Source organism: Vicinamibacterales bacterium, from assembly GCA_036504215.1.
In the GTDB taxonomy this organism is placed as follows: Bacteria; Acidobacteriota; Vicinamibacteria; order Vicinamibacterales; family Fen-181; genus FEN-299.
Map to the genome: position 1 here is coordinate 229,781 of DASXVO010000059.1, position 16,526 is coordinate 246,306.

A 16,526-nucleotide genomic window follows, 5' to 3' on the forward strand; every position below is an offset into this window, starting at 1 on the left:
CGCCCGAGCGCACAGGCGCTCGGCCGACACGACCCAGCATTACGGACCGACTGGTTGAAAACCCATCTCCAGCTTACCGACTTTCACGAATGATTGCGAGATCCCGCCCGGAATCTGCCACACGGGATGTAGCAGGAAACAACCGCAGGTGTCAAGGTTCAGCTGGTCTTTCGCGATACAATGGGCCAGCGATGAGTGACCGCAAGTACCGTCAACGTGGGTACCAGGACGACGAGCGCGATCGGAAGCCGGCGGGTGGCCCCAGGCCACCAGGTGGCGCGCCGGGTTCCCGGCCGGAGCGCCCGGAGGGGCCGCGGACGCCGAACCTGATGGCGGCGCGTCAGGTGGTGCGCTGCGCGCGCTGCGGCGGCGAGATCACGTCGCCGTTCACGTTCGACAGCCGATGCGGGAAGTGCGGGTCGGATGTCCACGCCTGCGCCCAGTGTGTCTACTTCGATCCAGGCGCCCGGTTCCAGTGCATGCAGGCGATTTCCGAGCGCGTCCCGCGCAAGGACATCAAGAACAGTTGCACGTTGTGGGAGCCGCGGAAGACCGTCGAGCGCGAGACTCACTCCGTGGCCACCAACTCGGCCCGGCAGGCGTTCGACGATCTGTTCAAGTAGGCTGGTCGCTCGCCTTCGTTGCTCCGCAACTCCGGTGCGCCCGCCCGGTCCTTGTCGCCCTCCGTGCCTAGTGGCCATGGTTCTTGGCGGTCTCTGCGATCTTCGGTGTCGACGATCAGACGGCGGGCCAGCGGCTACCGTTCCGGGAACAGCACGCCGGGAGAGAGCTTGCCATCGGGGTCGAGCGCGTGCTTCACCGCGCGCATCTCGGCAATCCCCCGCTCTCCGTACAGCTCGCGGAGGAGGGCCTGCTTGATTGCGCTCCGGCCGACGCCGTGCTCGGAGAGCGGTGAGCCGCCGAGGGCGATGACGGCGCGGCCGAAGTCGAGGATGGCCTCCTGGCCGGACGTGACATCCGCGAGCGAACGCGGGATGACATTCGGGTGCACGTTGCCGTCCGAGACATGCCCCCAGATGGCGTAGTCGAGCCCTCGCGCCTCGTAACCATCCCGGTACACCTGCAGCATCTCGCCGAAGCGTTCGAACGGCACGATCATGTCGGCAGCCGTCTTCTGAATGCCAGGGTCCACCTGCTGCTTGGCCACCGACACGCGGTACTTGACCGCCTCGGGCGCCGCCTCGCGAAAGGCGAACAACTGCGCGGCGCGCGCGCGGTCGCCTGGGACGGCAACTTCGACGTGATCGAGCACGCCTGCCTCATCGAGCATCCGGCAGAAACGGCCGAGCGGGGTATCGGACGCCCCCTCGTCCAGAGCCGACGCAATCTGATCGAACGCCTCCTCGCCGGTGGCCGCGGGCGGCAATTCGACCTGGATTAGCATCGCGACGGAGGTGTCGTCGGGCAGCGCAATCCCGTTCTTGGCGTCGCTGCCATCGGCGTGCAGCATCGCGAGGCACCGGCGATCGAGCATCTCGATGGCCGACACGTCGAGCCCCTTCGGGTCCTGGCTGCCCCACGTCAGCTTCGACTGCTGCCGCAGCCTGCCGACCACGCGGAGGGCGAGCGCCTCGTCCGGGAACGGCACGAGCGCCAGGCAGGCGCCGGGCGCGGGCGTGACGATCCCGAGGGTCGCTTCGACAATCACGCCGAGCGTGCCTTCCGAGCCGATGAACAGATCGATCAGGTCCATGCCCGGCTGCGCGAAGTACCCGGCCGATCGCTTCGGAACGTCCGGCATCACGTACGTCGGCACCGGGACACGAAGCACACCGCGCGACGTTTCGATCTCGAAGATCCCGTTGCGGCTCGCAAACACCCGACCGCGTTCGATGTCGAGAACCTCGCCGCACGCGAGCACCACCGTCAACGCCTTCACCCAGTTCCGCGTGCTGCCGTACTTGAACGTGGCGGCGCCAGAGGCATTCGTGGCAATCGTCCCGCCCACGAAGGCGCCGTCGTAGGTTGGCGCGGGCGGGTAGTAGCGACCCTGCGCGGTCAGCGTCTCCTTGAGCGTCACGAGCGGCAGGCCCGGCTGCACGCGGGCGACCTCGTCCCCGATCTCGATGATGGCCGCCATCTTCGCGGTGCTCAGCACCACCTCGCCCCGCGGCGTGGCGCCGCCCGTCACCGACGACTGAGCCCCGATTGGCAGCACGCGAGGGTGGTCGCGAACCACGGCCGCCACCTCGCCCTCGCTCCGCGGCACGACGACGCCGGCGGCGACTCCGCCCGGATAGTGCGCCGCGTCCTCCAAATACGACTGCAGCGTGGAGGCGTCGGAATCGACCGGCGGTGACGAGACAGGACCACGGGGGGCGCGCGCAGCGATACGATGCGACATACGAAGGTATGATAACGTCCACTTGGGAGTTTGTGATGACACCATTGTTCAGATACCTGGCCGCGTTCGCCCTGTTCGCGGTGCCCGCGATGGCGGCCGGACAGACGCCCGCGGCGCCGGACCTGTCCGCGGCGCCCCGGATCACGCTGGAAGAGTTCAAGAAGATCCACGACGCCAACGCCGTCCTCGTCGTGGACGTGCGCGACGCCGAGTCGTTCGCGCAGGGACACATTCCGGGCGCCATCCTCGTGCCGCTCGCGCAGGTGACGCAGCAGTTGAAGCAACTGAAGGCGTCGCCGAAGCCCATCGTGACCTACTGTGCTTGACCGGAGGAACACACGAGCGCCCGTGCGGCGCTGGATCTCGCGTCGGCCGGTATCAGGAACGTGAAGGCATTGAAGGGCGGATGGAACGAGTGGGTCGGGAAGGGGAATCCGGTGGAGAAAGGGAAGTAGCGACGCCGACAGCCATGACCGATGACAAGACGGGCGCGCAGGCTGAACCGCCGCCCCGAAGCCGAACGGGTACCTACGTCGCCGTCCTCGTCGTCGAGGGGTTGGTGGTGGCCGTGCTCTGGGCCTTCGGGCGGTACTTCTCATGAGCACGGGCGGGACGCCCGTCCCACTCTGACCATGAATTCAGTGGCGCGGGCGTGGCGCGGGCTGGCAGCGTCTCGAGTGGCGCGGGCTGGCGGCGTCTCGAGTGGCGCGGGCGTCCCGCCCGCGTCGTGAGTCGATTCCATGCACATTGTCGACTGGCTGGTCATCGCGGTGTACCTCGTCTGGATCGTCTATGACGGTCTGAAGCGCACGCGCTCGGCCAACGAGATCGACGGCTACCTGCTGGCCAAGCGAAGCCTGCCTTGGTGGGCGGTCGGCCTGTCGGTGATGGCCACGCAACTGAGCGCCATCACGCTCGTCGGGACCACCGGGCAGGGCTACGCCGACGGCATGCGCTTCGTGCAGTTCTACTTCGGCCTGCCCATCGCGATGGTGATCCTCTCCCTCACCGTCGTCCCCTTCTTCAATCGGGCGCGTGTCTACACCGCGTACGAGTATCTGGAGCAGCGTTTCGACGCGAAGACGCGGGGCCTGGCGACGCTGCTGTTCCTGGGCGGGCGCAGCCTGTCGTGCGGCGTGATCATCGCGGCGCCGGCCGTCATCCTGTCGGTCGTGCTCGGATGGAATCTGACGCTCACCGTGCTGGCCATCGGCATCCCGACCGCCACCTATACGATGTTCGGCGGCGTGCAGGCGGTCGCGTGGACCGATGTGAAGCAGATGGTGGTGGTCGTGGCGGCGGTCCTCTGTGCAGTCGTCGCGCTCGTGTTCGGCCTCCCGCGGGAGGTGGGCCTGGGTGACGCGCTGCACATCGCCGGCGCGGTCGGCCGCCTCCAGACGCTCGACTTCTCGCTGAACCCCGCCGAGAAGTACACCGTCTGGTCGGGCACCCTTGCCGGCCTGTTCCTGATGCTGTCGTACTTCGGCTGCGATCAGAGCCAGGTCCAACGCTACCTGACCGCGAAATCGATCGACGAGGGACGCAGTTCGTTGATGATCAGCGCCTTCGTGAAGATCCCGTTCCAGGCGCTCATTCTGCTGACCGGCGTGCTCGTGTTCGCCTTCTACCTGTTCACTCAGCCGCCGATGCTCTTCAACCCGGTCTATCAATCCCGGGTGGCGTCGAGCGACCGGGCGGGTGAGTACCGCGCGCTCGAGCAGGACTTCAATTCGACGTTCGAACGACGGCGCCAGGCGGCGCTCGCCTTCGCAGCCTCGAGACGGTCGGGAAACACACCCGCCGCCGATGCGGCCCGCGCGGCGTTCACCGCCGCCAACGCCAGTTTGACGGCGACGCGGGCCCAGGCAACGACGCTCGTGCGGCAGGTGACGGGCGACTCAATCTACAACGACGTGAACTACGTGTTCCCGACGTTCGTGACGACGCGCCTGCCCATCGGACTCGTCGGGCTGGTGATTGCCGCGATCTTCGCGGCCGCGATGTCCGCGTCCGCCGGCGAGATGAACGCGCTCGCGACGTCGACCGTGATTGACATCTACCGCCGCCACATCCGCAAGCGGGCGCCAGATGCCCACTACCTGCTCGTCTCGAAGCTGGCCACCGGCGTCTGGGGGCTGACCGCCTGCGTGTTCGCGCTCTACGCCGCCCGCGCCGGGTCGCTCATCGAAGTGGTGAACAAGGTGGGGTCGCTGTTCTACGGCACGCTGCTTGGCGCATTCGCGCTGGCGATCGGCACACGGCGCGCGACCGGCACTGGCGCCTTCGTCGGCATGCTCGCCGGCTTCGCGACGGTCCTCTGGGCCGCCCGCTACTCCAACATCTCCTACCTCTGGTACAACGTCGTCGGCGCGGTCGTCGTGGTGGTCGTCGGCCTCCTGGTGAGTGCGGCGCAAGGAACTCAACCGCGCCCCGCGGTCGGGAGTCAGAACTGACAGGATGGTGCACCGATGAAGGACTTCGCCGTGTTTCTGACGTTTGCCGCGCTGCTCGTCGTCCCGCTCGCGCTCTTCGCGCAGTCGCCAGGAGGGGGCGCCAGCCCGTCCGAGAAGGACAAGGCCGCCGCCGTGGAGCGCGCCCGAACGTTCCTGAGCAAGAAACTCGAAGTTCCCGTCGAGCGGCTGACGCTCGACTCCGCAACCGCCGCCACGTGGCCAGACGCCAGTCTCGGCTGCCCTGAGAAGGACCGCATGTTCGCCCAGGTCCTCACGAACGGATTCAAGGTTCTATTCAAGGCCGATGGGAAGACCCACGAAGTCCGCGTGGCAGGGAAGCGGGTGGTGAGTTGTGAGCGGACAGCACAGAGCACGTAGCACGTAGCACCTTTCTCTGCACTTCCATATCCCCGACCTCTTCAGTCCTAGATGTGTTATATTGGAGACCATAACGGTCGGATTGACTGACGCTGACCGGGAGCCGGCCCCCAATTCCGGTCAGCCTTCATCGAGTCGGGGCGGTTCGAGAGCCGCCTGGCGGTCGAGGGATCTGATGAGCACCGCGACGCGGACCATCGAGGAGTTGGCTACCCAGGACTACAAATACGGGTTCGTGACCGACGTCGAGGCGGACACGATGCCCCGCGGTCTGAACGAGGACGTCATCCGGCAGATTTCCAGCCTGAAAGGCGAGCCGCGGTGGCTCCTCGACTGGCGGTTAAAGTCCTATCGCACCTGGCTGACGCTCGCGGATCCCGACTGGGCCAACGTCAAATACGATCCGATCGACTACCAGGACATCATCTACTACTCGGCACCCAGGCGGAAGAAGGCGCTGCAGAGTCTCGACGAGTTCGATCCCGAGATCCGCCGGACGTTCGAGAAGCTCGGCATTCCGGTCGAAGAACAGAAGGCGCTTGCCGGCGTCGCGGTCGATGCGGTGTTCGACAGCGTGTCGGTGGCCACGACCTTCAAGGGCAAACTGGCCGAACTCGGCATCATCTTCTGCTCGTTTTCCGAAGCCGTTCGCGAGCATCCCGACCTGGTTCGCCAGTACCTCGGATCGGTCGTGCCGCACTCCGACAACTTCTATGCAGCCCTGAACTCCGCGGTCTTCAGCGACGGCTCGTTCTGCTACGTGCCCAAGGGCGTCCGGTGCCCGATGGAGTTGTCGACGTACTTCCGCATCAACGCGCAGAACACGGGACAGTTCGAGCGGACGTTGATCATCGCGGACGAAGGCGCGCACGTCAGCTACCTCGAAGGCTGCACGGCGCCGATGCGGGACGAGAACCAGTTGCACGCGGCCGTTGTCGAGCTGGTCGCACTCGACAACTCCACCATCAAGTACTCGACCGTGCAGAACTGGTACCCCGGCGACAAGAACGGGAAGGGCGGCATCTACAACTTCGTGACCAAACGCGGCCATTGCCGCGGCGCGAACTCGAAGATCACCTGGACGCAGGTGGAGACGGGCTCGGCGATCACGTGGAAGTACCCGAGCTGCATCCTGCAAGGCGACAACTCGGTGGGCGAGTTCTACTCGGTCGCCGTGACGAACAACTACCAGCAGGCCGACACCGGCACGAAGATGATCCATCTCGGGAAGAACACCCGCAGCACGATCGTCTCGAAAGGGATCTCGGCCGGCCACGGACAGAACACGTACCGCGGCATGGTGAAGATCGCCAGGAACGCCGCCAACGCGCGCAACTACTCGCAGTGCGACTCGCTCCTGATCGGCGACCTCTGCGGCGCGCACACGTTCCCCTACATCGAGATCAAGAACACCTCGTCTCAGATGGAGCACGAAGCGTCCACGTCGAAGATCGGCGAAGACCAGATTTTCTACTGCCGCCAGCGCGGCCTCTCGACCGAGGACGCGGTGAACATGATCGTGAGCGGGTTCTGCAAGGAGGTCTTCCGCGAGCTGCCGATGGAGTTCGCCGTCGAGGCGCAGAAGCTGCTCGGGGTGAGCCTCGAAGGGTCGGTGGGATAGAGAGGCGGGTAGGCGGACAGGCGGCGAGCCGGACAGGCGACGAGGCGGCAAGGAGTGGACAACGCGATGCTCGAAATCAAGAACCTCCATGCCCGGGTGGGCAACAAGGAGATCCTCAAGGGGATCGACCTGACGTTGAAAGCGGGTGAAGTACACGCGGTCATGGGTCCCAACGGATCCGGGAAGAGCACGCTCGCCGGCGTCCTGGCCGGACGCGCCGAGTACGAAGTGACCGAGGGCTCGGTCCTCTACCAGGACAAGGACCTGCTGGGTCTCGCGCCGGAAGAACGGGCGCGTGAAGGGATTTTCCTGGCGTTCCAGTATCCAGTGGAGATTCCGGGCGTCAACAATGCCTACTTCCTCAAGGCCGCGTTGAACGCCTTGCGCAGACACCGTGGCGAAACCGAACTCGACGCGATCGAGTTCATGGCGCTCGTGCGCGCCAAGATGAAGTTGCTCGACATGGATCAGGCGCTCATGAGCCGGCCGGTGAACGACGGGTTTTCGGGTGGCGAGAAGAAGCGCAATGAAATCTTCCAGATGTCGGTTCTCGAACCGAAGCTGGCGATCCTCGACGAGACCGACTCGGGTCTCGACATCGACGCGCTGAAGATCGTCGCCAACGGCGTCAACGCCCTTCGCAGCCCGGAGCGCTCCGCCATCGTCGTCACGCACTATCAGCGCCTGCTGGACTACATCGTCCCCGACTATGTGCACGTGCTGTCGGAAGGGCGAATCGTCCGATCGGGCGGCAGGGAACTGGCGCTCGAGCTCGAGGAGAAGGGCTACGGATGGCTGGAGGCGGCCCATGCCTGACGTCACGCTGAAGTCACCAACCGCGGCCGGGCACGTCGTGGCCCTATTCGAGCGCCTCGAAGGTCAACGCTCAGCCGAGCCGGCGTGGCTCCGCACGCGCCGTCGCAACGCGATGATCGCCTTCGAGCACCTGGGGTTCCCGACGACGCGCGACGAAGAGTGGCGGTTCACGAACATCAAGCCGATCGCCGGCGCGCGCTTCTCGCCGGCGCCGTCTGTGACGGCCGTCTCGAGTCAGGCGGCCGCGGGCTATCTGATTCCGGGCATCGATGGGTCCGTCCTCACGTTCGTGAACGGTCGGTTTGCGCCCGCGCTCTCCTCGCTGCGTCCCGGCGTCCGGCTCGGCAGCATGGCGGAGTTGCTGAGATCCGATGCGACGATACTGGAGCGTCACCTGGGGCGATACGCCTCCACCGCCGATCGCGCGTTCGTCGCGCTGAACACCGCCCTCTTCGAGGACGGCGCGGTGATCGACGTGGAGCCGGATACGGTCGTCGGCGCGCCCGTCCAGCTCGTCTTTCTCTCCGCCGACAACGGGACGCCGATCGCAAGCCATCCACGGGTGCTCATCGTAGCCGGCCGGAACAGCCAGGTTCGGGTGATCGAGTCGTTCGGTGGGGTGGACGGCGGCGCGCGGACGTTCACGAACGCCGTGACGGAGATCGTGACCGAGGCCGGCGCGGTCGTCGAGCACTACCGGCTGCAGCGCGAGCGCGACGAGTCGTTCCACATCGGCCACACGCAGTTCCAGCTCGGACGTTCGAGCAACTCGACCTCGCACGCCGTCTCGATCGGCGGACTCATCGCCCGCCACGAGGCGGTCGCCGTCCTGGCGGACGAAGGCGTGGAGTGCACGCTGAACGGGCTCTACCTCGCCGACGGGAGCCGGCTGGTGGACAACCACACCGAGATCGACCACGCCATGCCGCATGGCGGCAGCCACGAGCTGTACAAGGGCATCCTCGCCGGCCAGGCGCGCGCCGTCTTCAACGGTCGGATCCGGGTTCGACCCGATGCGCAGAAGACCGACGCGAAGCAGACGAACAAGACGCTCCTGTTGTCCGACGATGCGCAGATCAATACCAAGCCGCAGTTGGAGATCCTCGCCAACGACGTGAAGTGCACGCACGGCGCGACCGTCGGTCAATTGAGCGAGGATGCGATGTTCTACCTGCGGGCGCGCGGCATTGGCGCCGATGAGGCCAGGGGCCTGTTGATCCGCGCCTTTGCGATCGACGTCGTCAACCGGATGTCGCTGGAGCCGGTGCGCGCAGAACTCGACCGCCTGCTCGCGTCGTGGCTGCCCGGCGCCCTGGCACGGGAGGTCGTCGCATGAGCACCGCCATCATGAAGCGGAGCGGAATCGTCCAGGTGCCGGTGCGGCCGTTCGACGTGGAGGCCGTCCGCCGCGACTTTCCGATTCTGCGGCAGGAGGTTCACGGCAGGCCGCTCGCGTACCTCGACAACGCAGCGACCACGCAGAAGCCGACCTCCGTCGTCGAGGCGCTGACGCACTACTACCTGCACGACAACGCGAACATCCATCGCGGCGTGCACCTGCTGAGCGAGCGCGCGACAGCCGCCTACGAGGCTGCGCGCCAGGTCGTGCAGCGGTTTCTGAACGCCAGGGAAGCGCGTGAAATCGTGTTCGTCCGGGGCACCACGGAGGCGATCAACCTCGTCGCACAGACGTTCGGCCGCCAACTGAAGACCGGCGACGAGATCGTCACGTCGGTGCTCGAGCACCACTCGAACTTCGTTCCGTGGAAGATGGTGAGCGAGCAGACCGGCGCGAGCCTCCGGGTCGTGCCGATCACCGATGCAGGCGAGTTGCGGATGGACGAGTACGAGAGACTGTTGAACGACCGCACGCGTCTCGTTGCGCTCGGCCACGTCTCGAACGCGCTCGGCACCGTCAATCCGGTGGCCGAGATTGTCCGCCTGGCTCATGCGCGCGGCATCCCGGTGCTGATCGACGGCGCGCAGGCCGTGGCGCACGTGCCGATGGACGTGCAGGCGCTCGATTGCGATTTCTACGCGTTCTCTGGCCACAAACTGTACGGCCCGACCGGCATCGGCGCGCTGTACGGCAAGGCCGCGATGCTCGACCGCCTGCCGCCGTGGCAAGGTGGCGGCGACATGATCAGCTCCGTCATGCTCGACGAAGTCCGCTACAACACGTTGCCCGCGAAGTTCGAGGCGGGCACGCCGAATATCGCCGGCGCGATTGGCCTGGCGGCTGCGATCGGGTACTTCGGGGCACTCGACCTCGACGGAGCAGCCGCTCACGAGGCCGATCTGTTCGACTACGCGGTCCGTCGTCTCGCGGAGGTCCCGGGCGTTCGTCCAGTCGGCCAGGCGGCCCACCGCACGAGCATCGTCTCGTTCGTGATGGACCAGGCCCACCCGCACGACATCGGTACCATCCTCGACGGAGAGGGGGTGGCGATCCGGACCGGTCACCACTGTTGTCAACCCCTGATGCATCGACTTGGCGTCGCCGCGACTGCGCGTGTCTCGATCGCGTTCTACAACACGCGCGAGGAAATCGACAGGGTCGTCGCCGCGCTCGAGCGTGTGCGGGAGGTGTTCGGCTGATGTCGGATCTTCGCGAACTCTACCAGGAAGTCATCCTCGACCATAACAAGCGGCCGCGGAACTTCGGCACGCTGCCCGAAGCCAACCATCACGCCGAAGGGCACAATCCGCTGTGCGGCGACCGGCTCAGGCTGTACGTGGACGTCGAAGACGGCATCATCCGTGACCTGCGTTTCGACGGTGCCGGCTGCGCGATTTCTCGCGCGTCCGCGTCCTTGATGACCGACGCGGTGAAGGGCAAGCCGATCGCCGAAGCGGAGAAGCTGTTCGAGGAGTTCCACCAGATGGTCACGTCGGGTGTGGACGAGGAGGTCGAAGCGGCGCTCGGGAAGCTGAGCGTGTTCTGCGGCGTGCGCGAGTTCCCGTCGCGCGTGAAGTGCGCCAGCCTGGCCTGGCACACGCTGCACGCGGCGCTCGACGAGAACGCCCAGCCGGTCACCACGGAGTAGGGTTTACGATGTCCTCGGATCCCATTCGCACCTTGTCGCTGCGCCCCCAGGTCATCGACGCCATCTGTTCGGTCTATGACCCGGAGATTCCCGTGAACATCTGGGAACTGGGGCTCATCTACGACATCGACATCGATGCCGACGCCCGCGTCCAGGTCCGCATGACCTTGACCGCACCCGCCTGCCCGTCGGCGCAATCACTGCCTGTCGAGGTCGAGCGCAGGATCCGCGAAGTCCCCGGCGTGAAGGACGCCTACGTGGAAGTCGTCTGGGACCCCGCCTGGTCCCCCGAGCGGATGACCGACGCCGCCAAGCTCCAACTGGGCATGCTCTAGCACCCCCAGCACCCCCAGCACCCCCAGCACTTGCACCTTTAGCACCCGTAGCACCCGCCGCACCTCCAGCACTTGCACCCCCAGCACCCGTAGCACCCCCAGCACCTCCAGCACCTGATTCCCCCCTGTCACGAATCCGTCATTCATGTTTCAGTTTGGAACACGCCTTGGCGGTTTCCTGCCGCAGTCGAGCGAGCGATTTGCATTAATGCGCCGCTTCCGTTACCCAGCCAGACGGAACGTGATTTGCGGTAAGGCTGGTGCCTGCTAGAAGCGCTGCCGTCTGGAACGCGCTGAAGGGATACACGAAATGCCACCAGCGCTCGCCGCCGATCACCCCGCCCGACCGGCTCCGCCGAGGCCGGCAACGGCCGGTTTCTCGATCATCGAACTTCTCGTGGTCGTGGGCCTGATTGCCGTCGTGACCGGCATCGCCGTGTTGATGATGCCCGGCACCGTCCGGTCCAGCAAAGCCGACTCCGCGTTGACGGTGCTGACGGGGACGTTGCGGAAGGCGCGCGACCGCGCGGTTTCCGAGCGGCGTGACATGGAAGTCCGATTCGTCGGGACGAACGAGATTGACATCTATCGCTGGGAAGTCCCCAGCGGCACGACGCTGGTCTCGCGCACGGTCCTCGAGGACGGAGCCCGGTTCCTGCTGTACTCCGCGCTGCCCGACACGCCTGATGGGTTTGGCAAGACGAGTTCGGTGTGTTTTGGATCTGCCACGGCGCTCGTCTTCCGGAGCGAAGGCACCTTCACCGACAACAACGCGAACCTCGACCCTATCAGTGGAACGGTATTCATCGGCATGGACGATGACACCGTCAGCGGGCGGGCGGCGACGATCTTCGGCCCGACCGCGCTCGTGCGGGGCTATCGCTGGGACGGCCGGCAGTGGTCCGAATGACGCGGCAAGACGGCAAAGCGGGAAGGTTGCGGGCCCCAGGACGAAAGGCGGAAGGCAGGCGCGCCACGCCGAAGTGGTAGCGGCTCAGAGTGCCGCGAAGGCGGAACGACGATGCACGGACAACGACCAACCAAGTTGGACGCCGGCTTCACGCTCATGGAAGCGCTCGTCGCCATGATGGTCCTGGCGTTCGGTCTGCTCGGGCTTGCCCAGGTGTTCGCGCTCGGGATGCGGCACATGAGTACGTCGACATACGATGCCATCGCCCGCGAAAAGGCGCGCGAGGCGGTGGAGAGCGTGCACACCGCCCGGGACACCCGCATCATCACCTGGACTCAGATTCGGAACGTCACCCAGGGCGGCGTCTTCACGGACGGCGAAACGACGCTCCGGCTTGCGGGACCCGACGGCTTGATGAACACCGCCGACGACCCGGCGACGCTCGAGGAGGAGCTGGCGCCAGGCCCCGATCGAATCCTGGGCACAGCGGACGATGTCCACGTGCCGCTGACGAACTTCTGGCGGACCATCACCATCACCGACGTCGTCGGCGAACCGTCCCTTCGACAGTTGCGCGTCACGATCCGCTACCGCGTTGGAAGCGAGAACCGGACATACGTACTGACGACCTTCGTGTCCTCCTACGCGTGATCGTCCTTGAAAGGATGAAGGATGAAGGATGAAGACCGAAGGATGAAGGATGAAGGCGGAAGGACGAAGGCGGAAGGATGAAAGGCCTGGAGCAGTGAGCATCACCGCGCGATCGGAATCGGGCTTCACGCTGGTCGAGTTGCTCGTGTCGATGACCATCACGGCGATCGTGATGGCGGGCGCGTTCATGGTCTTCTCGCAGGCGACCAGGATGAACCAGGTTGCGGCCGAGACCATTTCGGTCAACCGAGATCAGGCGAACGCGATGGACCTCGTCGTTCGCGACCTCCTGCAGGTCGGCCAGGGCCTGCCGAGCTCGAAGGTCGTGTCGGTTCCGAATGGCACCGGCATCACCATCAACCGGCCCGGCCCAACCGCGGCCACGGTCAGCCTGTCCGATTGGCCGGCGGTCCTGCCAGGTCCCGGAAGCGGGCCGAGCGTCGACGGCGGTCCGGCCACCGACGTGCTGACGCTTCTCTACGTCGACACCATGTTCGTAACGTCGACGGGCCAGGCGCCGGCAGCGACGGTGGCAGCAAATGGCGCGAGCATGACGGTCACCGCTCCGATCACCCTCGAAGTCGGAGACCTGGTGCTGTTCGATGTCTCCGGGAGGGACGCCGTTCAGGTCGCGACCGGGGTCACGGTGGATGCCAGCAGCCTTCAAACGGTCCAGTTCGCCGCCGGCGACAAACTCAACTTCAACCAGCGGACGGCGACTGCCGGGACGATCCTGCAGATCCAGCCGGTCGCCAACACCGCATTCACCGCCAACGTCAGCCGGCTCCGGATGATCACGTACTACATCGACGCGAATCGAACGCCCGCCGCGTTGATCCGCTGCCTCAACAACCAGTGCGTCGGATCGAACCCGATTCCCGGCCAGGTCGTCGCGCTCGGCGTCGAGAACCTCCAATTCTCGTTCGACATTGTCGATGGCGACACCAACCCATCGAACATCAAGATGACCGCCACGGACCTGGCGGGTGGCGGCGCCTGCGGGACCGACCCGTGTTCCACGAATCAGATCCGGAAGGCGAACGTGGCGCTGTCGATGCGCTCGCGGCACCGCGTGCAGCAACTGAACGACTTCGTCCACCGCCTCCTGACGACGCAGGTGAGCCTCAGGAATCTCAGCTTCGTGGATCGATATCCGACAACGTAAGAGGCAACTTCCATGGGCACGACCAATCAACCGACGGATCGACGAAGCGAGGACGGTGTCGCGCTGCTCTCGGTCATCCTCGTCCTGATGCTGACCTCGGCGTTGCTGGTCGGCTTCGTCGCGCTCGTCATGAGCGATCAGCGCTCGCAGTTCTCCAATCGCGATCAGACGCTGGCGTACGGCGCGGCCCATGCCGGTCTCGAGCAATTGACCAGCAAGCTCGGGGAACTGTTCGCCGCCAATTTCCGCCCGACATCGACGCAGGTGCTGGCGCTGGCCAACGCCGCACCCGACTTGCGCGACACCTACGGGAATCCGTACGTCACGTTCACGCTTCCCGGGAACACCCCGGTGGCGAACGACGTCAGTGGCTACCGGATCGTCTTCACGAGCGTGGGCGGGTACCCGCAGACGGAAACAACGCCGCGGCCGATCGGAAGCGGACCGTACCAGGGACTGCAGGGGATCGCCACGCCGTATACGATCGAGGTGACCGCGCGGACCACGTCCGGAGCCGAGGTGCGGATGCGCCGGACGATGCAGACGATGCTGATTCCCGCGTTCCAGTTCGGGGTCTTCTCGGAAGGGCCCCTGGCGTTCCATGCTGGCAGCGCGTTCAACTTCGGCGGCCGGGTGCACACCAACTCCAACCTCTTCATCGCGGAAGGCGACGGGGCGACGCTGACGGTCAGCGACAAGGTGACGGCGGTTGGCGAGGTCATCCGCGCGCGCCTGCCGAACGGCGTCTTGACGTCGGTTCAGCACAGGGGCGCGGTGAACATCCCGAACGCCACCAAGGTGCTCGGGATGACCGAGGGGAGCGTGGTGGACGGCGTCGGCTCGGCGCAGAACGAGCCGGCCTGGACGGGCGCCGTCGCCCGCCTCAACCGGATGATCATCAACGGCCGGACGGGCGCGAGGCGGCTCGATCTGCCGCTCGTCCAGATGGGCGCGCGTCCGATCGACCTGATTCGCCGCCCGCCCTTGACCGAGGCGACCACGAACGTCGTCTACACGCAGAGATATTTCTCCCGAGCCAGCCTGCGGATTCTCCTGTCGGACTTCGCTGAAGATCTCTCGAACCTGCCCGGCGTCACGGCCGCGGCCCCGGTGAACCTCGAACTCTTCAGGACGGGCACGACCCCGGCGTGGTACCCGATTCCAGGCCGTGCGCCGGCGGCGACGGTACCCGCGACCTACTACAACTCAGTGACATCGACATGGGTGCCGCTCACGGCGGACTACGCAGCCGATTCCACCGGCTACTACGACGTGGCCGGCACGCCGCTCCTGCGCGGCTACATCAAGATCGAGAAGCAGAACACGGCAGGCGTCTGGTCCGACGTGACGCAGGAGATCCTGACGCTGGGCTTCACCGGCAAGCGCCTGACGGCGACAGCCAGCTTTCAAAGCGTCGGTGCGGCGTCCCCGTGCGCCAACGTCGATACCAACGCCATCCTCCGGCTGCAACGCGTCAAGGACGATCATCGCACTGCCGTGCCCGGCGCCGAGTTCGGAGCCGCCGGCACGCCGGCCACGCCCTGCGGCATGCTGACGGCGGCTGCTGGCACCAATCCGGCCGGCACTCCCATCGCCGTGGGCGACGACTACTGGCCGAATGCGCTCTACGACGCGCGCGAAGGCACATTCCGCGATTCGGACCAGCGCGCAGAGATGCGAGTATTCCGGGGCGGCGTCATGCACTACATCGAGCTCGACGTCGCCAACCTCGCGAAGTGGTTTGCCGGCACCATCGGAACGACGGGGTCCACGGCGGAGAACAGCGACGGCGGGTACGTGGTCTACATCTCGGACCGGCGGACGAACAAGCTCCGCCCGCTCGTGCCGACCATTGCAGAGGAGACGGGCGAGTACGGCTTCGAGGACAACGTGAACCCGTTGAACGCGACCGGTTATCCTGGCAACGGAACGCTCGACACGGGCGAGGACGTCAACGGAAATGGTGTGCTCGACATCTACGGGCAGGATCCCTACGCCTATGCCTCGCCGACGCTCCTGCGCGCCGGCCGCACGTCACCGCCGGTGACGACGGGCACCAGGCCCTGGGACCTCGCCTCTGCGAGGGAGGCGCGTTCGAACGCCCCGCTCTTCTTCCGGCGGGCGGTCAAGCTGGTCGATGGCGCTGACGCCACCGGTTCGACGCTCCGGTTCCTGCCCGCCGGCACGGGCCTCAGCATCGTCGCCGAGAATCCGGTCTACGTGGAGGGCAACTACAACACCGGAACGGGCTGGACGACGACACACCGACCGAGCGCGGTCATTGCCGACGCCGTCACGCTGCTGTCCGCGAACTGGACCGACGCGAAATCGTTCGCGTCGCCGCACAATATCGCGGGACGTACCGGAACGACGAGTTGGTTCCGGACGGCGATCGTCAGCGGCAAGACGCTCTTCTTCCCGAAGCAGGCCTGGGGTTCGAACGACGCCGGGTCGGACGGCGGGATGCACAACTACCTGCGGTATCTCGAGGACCTGGGCGGAACCACGATGAACTACCTGGGCTCGATGGTCAGCTTCTACTACGGACGTCAGGCCGTCGGGATCTTCAAATATGGGTCCAACAACCCGGTCTACGGCGTTCCGACGCGCAGCTACGCCTTCGACACCGAGTTCCTGACGTTCAGCCTGCTGCCGCCCAAGCCTCCGTCGTTCCGCGACGTGAACACGCTGACGTTCAGGCAGATTCTGCGCGCCACGCAGTAGCAACTTGCGCCGAGACCGCGAGAGAGATCGGCCGGGCGTTCTCGGCGTCCTCTGCGTGCTC

The 16,526-nt window shown here is 65.9% G+C and carries 16 protein-coding genes; 15 read left to right on the top strand and 1 reads right to left on the bottom strand.

Translation table 11 applies throughout. The features are described from left to right. The first annotated feature begins 191 nt into the window (after nucleotides 1-191). Nucleotides 192-623 carry a hypothetical protein gene (locus VGK32_18015; protein ID HEY3383664.1) on the top strand — a complete coding sequence of 144 codons (432 nt, stop codon included), beginning with the start codon at nucleotides 192-194 and terminating at the stop codon, nucleotides 621-623. 134 nt (nucleotides 624-757) lie between these two features. On the opposite strand, the gene VGK32_18020 is transcribed toward VGK32_18015, so the two are convergent. Next, nucleotides 758-2,365 carry an FAD-binding oxidoreductase gene (locus VGK32_18020; protein HEY3383665.1) on the bottom strand — a complete coding sequence of 536 codons (1,608 nt, stop codon included), beginning with the start codon at nucleotides 2,363-2,365 and terminating at the stop codon, nucleotides 758-760. Between the two features lie 89 nt (nucleotides 2,366-2,454). Here VGK32_18020 and VGK32_18025 point away from each other — a divergent pair, with 89 nt between their 5' ends. From VGK32_18025 to VGK32_18090, 14 genes are all read left to right on the top strand, one after another. After that, nucleotides 2,455-2,820 carry a rhodanese-like domain-containing protein gene (locus tag VGK32_18025; GenBank protein HEY3383666.1) on the top strand — a complete coding sequence of 122 codons (366 nt, stop codon included), beginning with the start codon at nucleotides 2,455-2,457 and terminating at the stop codon, nucleotides 2,818-2,820. A 14-nt stretch (nucleotides 2,821-2,834) separates the two neighbouring features. Further along, entirely contained in the window at nucleotides 2,835-2,966 is a 132-nt protein-coding gene (locus VGK32_18030; GenBank protein HEY3383667.1) for a hypothetical protein, read from the top strand. Nucleotides 2,967-3,105: 139 nt separating this feature from the next. Then, nucleotides 3,106-4,818, top strand: a complete 1,713-nt coding sequence (locus VGK32_18035; GenBank protein HEY3383668.1) for a sodium:solute symporter — start codon at nucleotides 3,106-3,108, stop codon at nucleotides 4,816-4,818. A 15-nt stretch (nucleotides 4,819-4,833) separates the two neighbouring features. After that, nucleotides 4,834-5,196 (top strand): hypothetical protein, encoded by a 363-nt coding sequence (locus tag VGK32_18040; protein ID HEY3383669.1) that lies wholly within the window; start codon nucleotides 4,834-4,836, stop codon nucleotides 5,194-5,196. A gap of 175 nt (nucleotides 5,197-5,371) precedes the next feature. Further along, nucleotides 5,372-6,817 (top strand): Fe-S cluster assembly protein SufB, encoded by a 1,446-nt coding sequence (gene sufB, locus VGK32_18045; GenBank protein ID HEY3383670.1) that lies wholly within the window; start codon nucleotides 5,372-5,374, stop codon nucleotides 6,815-6,817. A gap of 66 nt (nucleotides 6,818-6,883) precedes the next feature. Then, on the top strand, nucleotides 6,884-7,633 hold the full coding sequence (sufC, locus tag VGK32_18050; GenBank protein HEY3383671.1) for a Fe-S cluster assembly ATPase SufC: 750 nt from the start codon (nucleotides 6,884-6,886) through the stop codon (nucleotides 7,631-7,633). Continuing rightward, on the top strand, nucleotides 7,626-8,969 hold the full coding sequence (gene sufD / locus VGK32_18055) for a Fe-S cluster assembly protein SufD (protein HEY3383672.1): 1,344 nt from the start codon (nucleotides 7,626-7,628) through the stop codon (nucleotides 8,967-8,969). Before sufC ends, sufD begins: the two co-directional genes overlap by 8 nt. Then, the gene (locus tag VGK32_18060; GenBank protein HEY3383673.1) at nucleotides 8,966-10,231 is read left to right on the top strand and encodes a cysteine desulfurase; all 1,266 of its coding nucleotides are present in this window, start codon (nucleotides 8,966-8,968) and stop codon (nucleotides 10,229-10,231) included. The genes sufD and VGK32_18060 overlap by 4 nt, the downstream gene beginning before the upstream one ends. Beyond that, on the top strand, nucleotides 10,231-10,680 hold the full coding sequence (locus tag VGK32_18065) for an SUF system NifU family Fe-S cluster assembly protein (GenBank protein ID HEY3383674.1): 450 nt from the start codon (nucleotides 10,231-10,233) through the stop codon (nucleotides 10,678-10,680). The genes VGK32_18060 and VGK32_18065 overlap by 1 nt, the downstream gene beginning before the upstream one ends. A gap of 8 nt (nucleotides 10,681-10,688) precedes the next feature. Then, a complete protein-coding gene (locus tag VGK32_18070; protein HEY3383675.1) occupies nucleotides 10,689-11,015 on the top strand; it encodes an SUF system Fe-S cluster assembly protein in 327 nt (108 codons plus the stop codon). Nucleotides 11,016-11,325: 310 nt separating this feature from the next. Further along, nucleotides 11,326-11,925: a hypothetical protein gene (locus VGK32_18075; GenBank protein ID HEY3383676.1), complete on the top strand. Its 600-nt coding sequence runs from the start codon at nucleotides 11,326-11,328 to the stop codon at nucleotides 11,923-11,925. Between the two features lie 111 nt (nucleotides 11,926-12,036). After that, entirely contained in the window at nucleotides 12,037-12,576 is a 540-nt protein-coding gene (locus VGK32_18080) for a prepilin-type N-terminal cleavage/methylation domain-containing protein (GenBank protein ID HEY3383677.1), read from the top strand. Nucleotides 12,577-12,670: 94 nt separating this feature from the next. Beyond that, on the top strand, nucleotides 12,671-13,741 hold the full coding sequence (locus tag VGK32_18085) for a prepilin-type N-terminal cleavage/methylation domain-containing protein (protein ID HEY3383678.1): 1,071 nt from the start codon (nucleotides 12,671-12,673) through the stop codon (nucleotides 13,739-13,741). A 12-nt stretch (nucleotides 13,742-13,753) separates the two neighbouring features. Beyond that, nucleotides 13,754-16,465: a hypothetical protein gene (locus VGK32_18090; protein HEY3383679.1), complete on the top strand. Its 2,712-nt coding sequence runs from the start codon at nucleotides 13,754-13,756 to the stop codon at nucleotides 16,463-16,465. The last annotated feature ends 61 nt before the right edge of the window (nucleotides 16,466-16,526 follow it).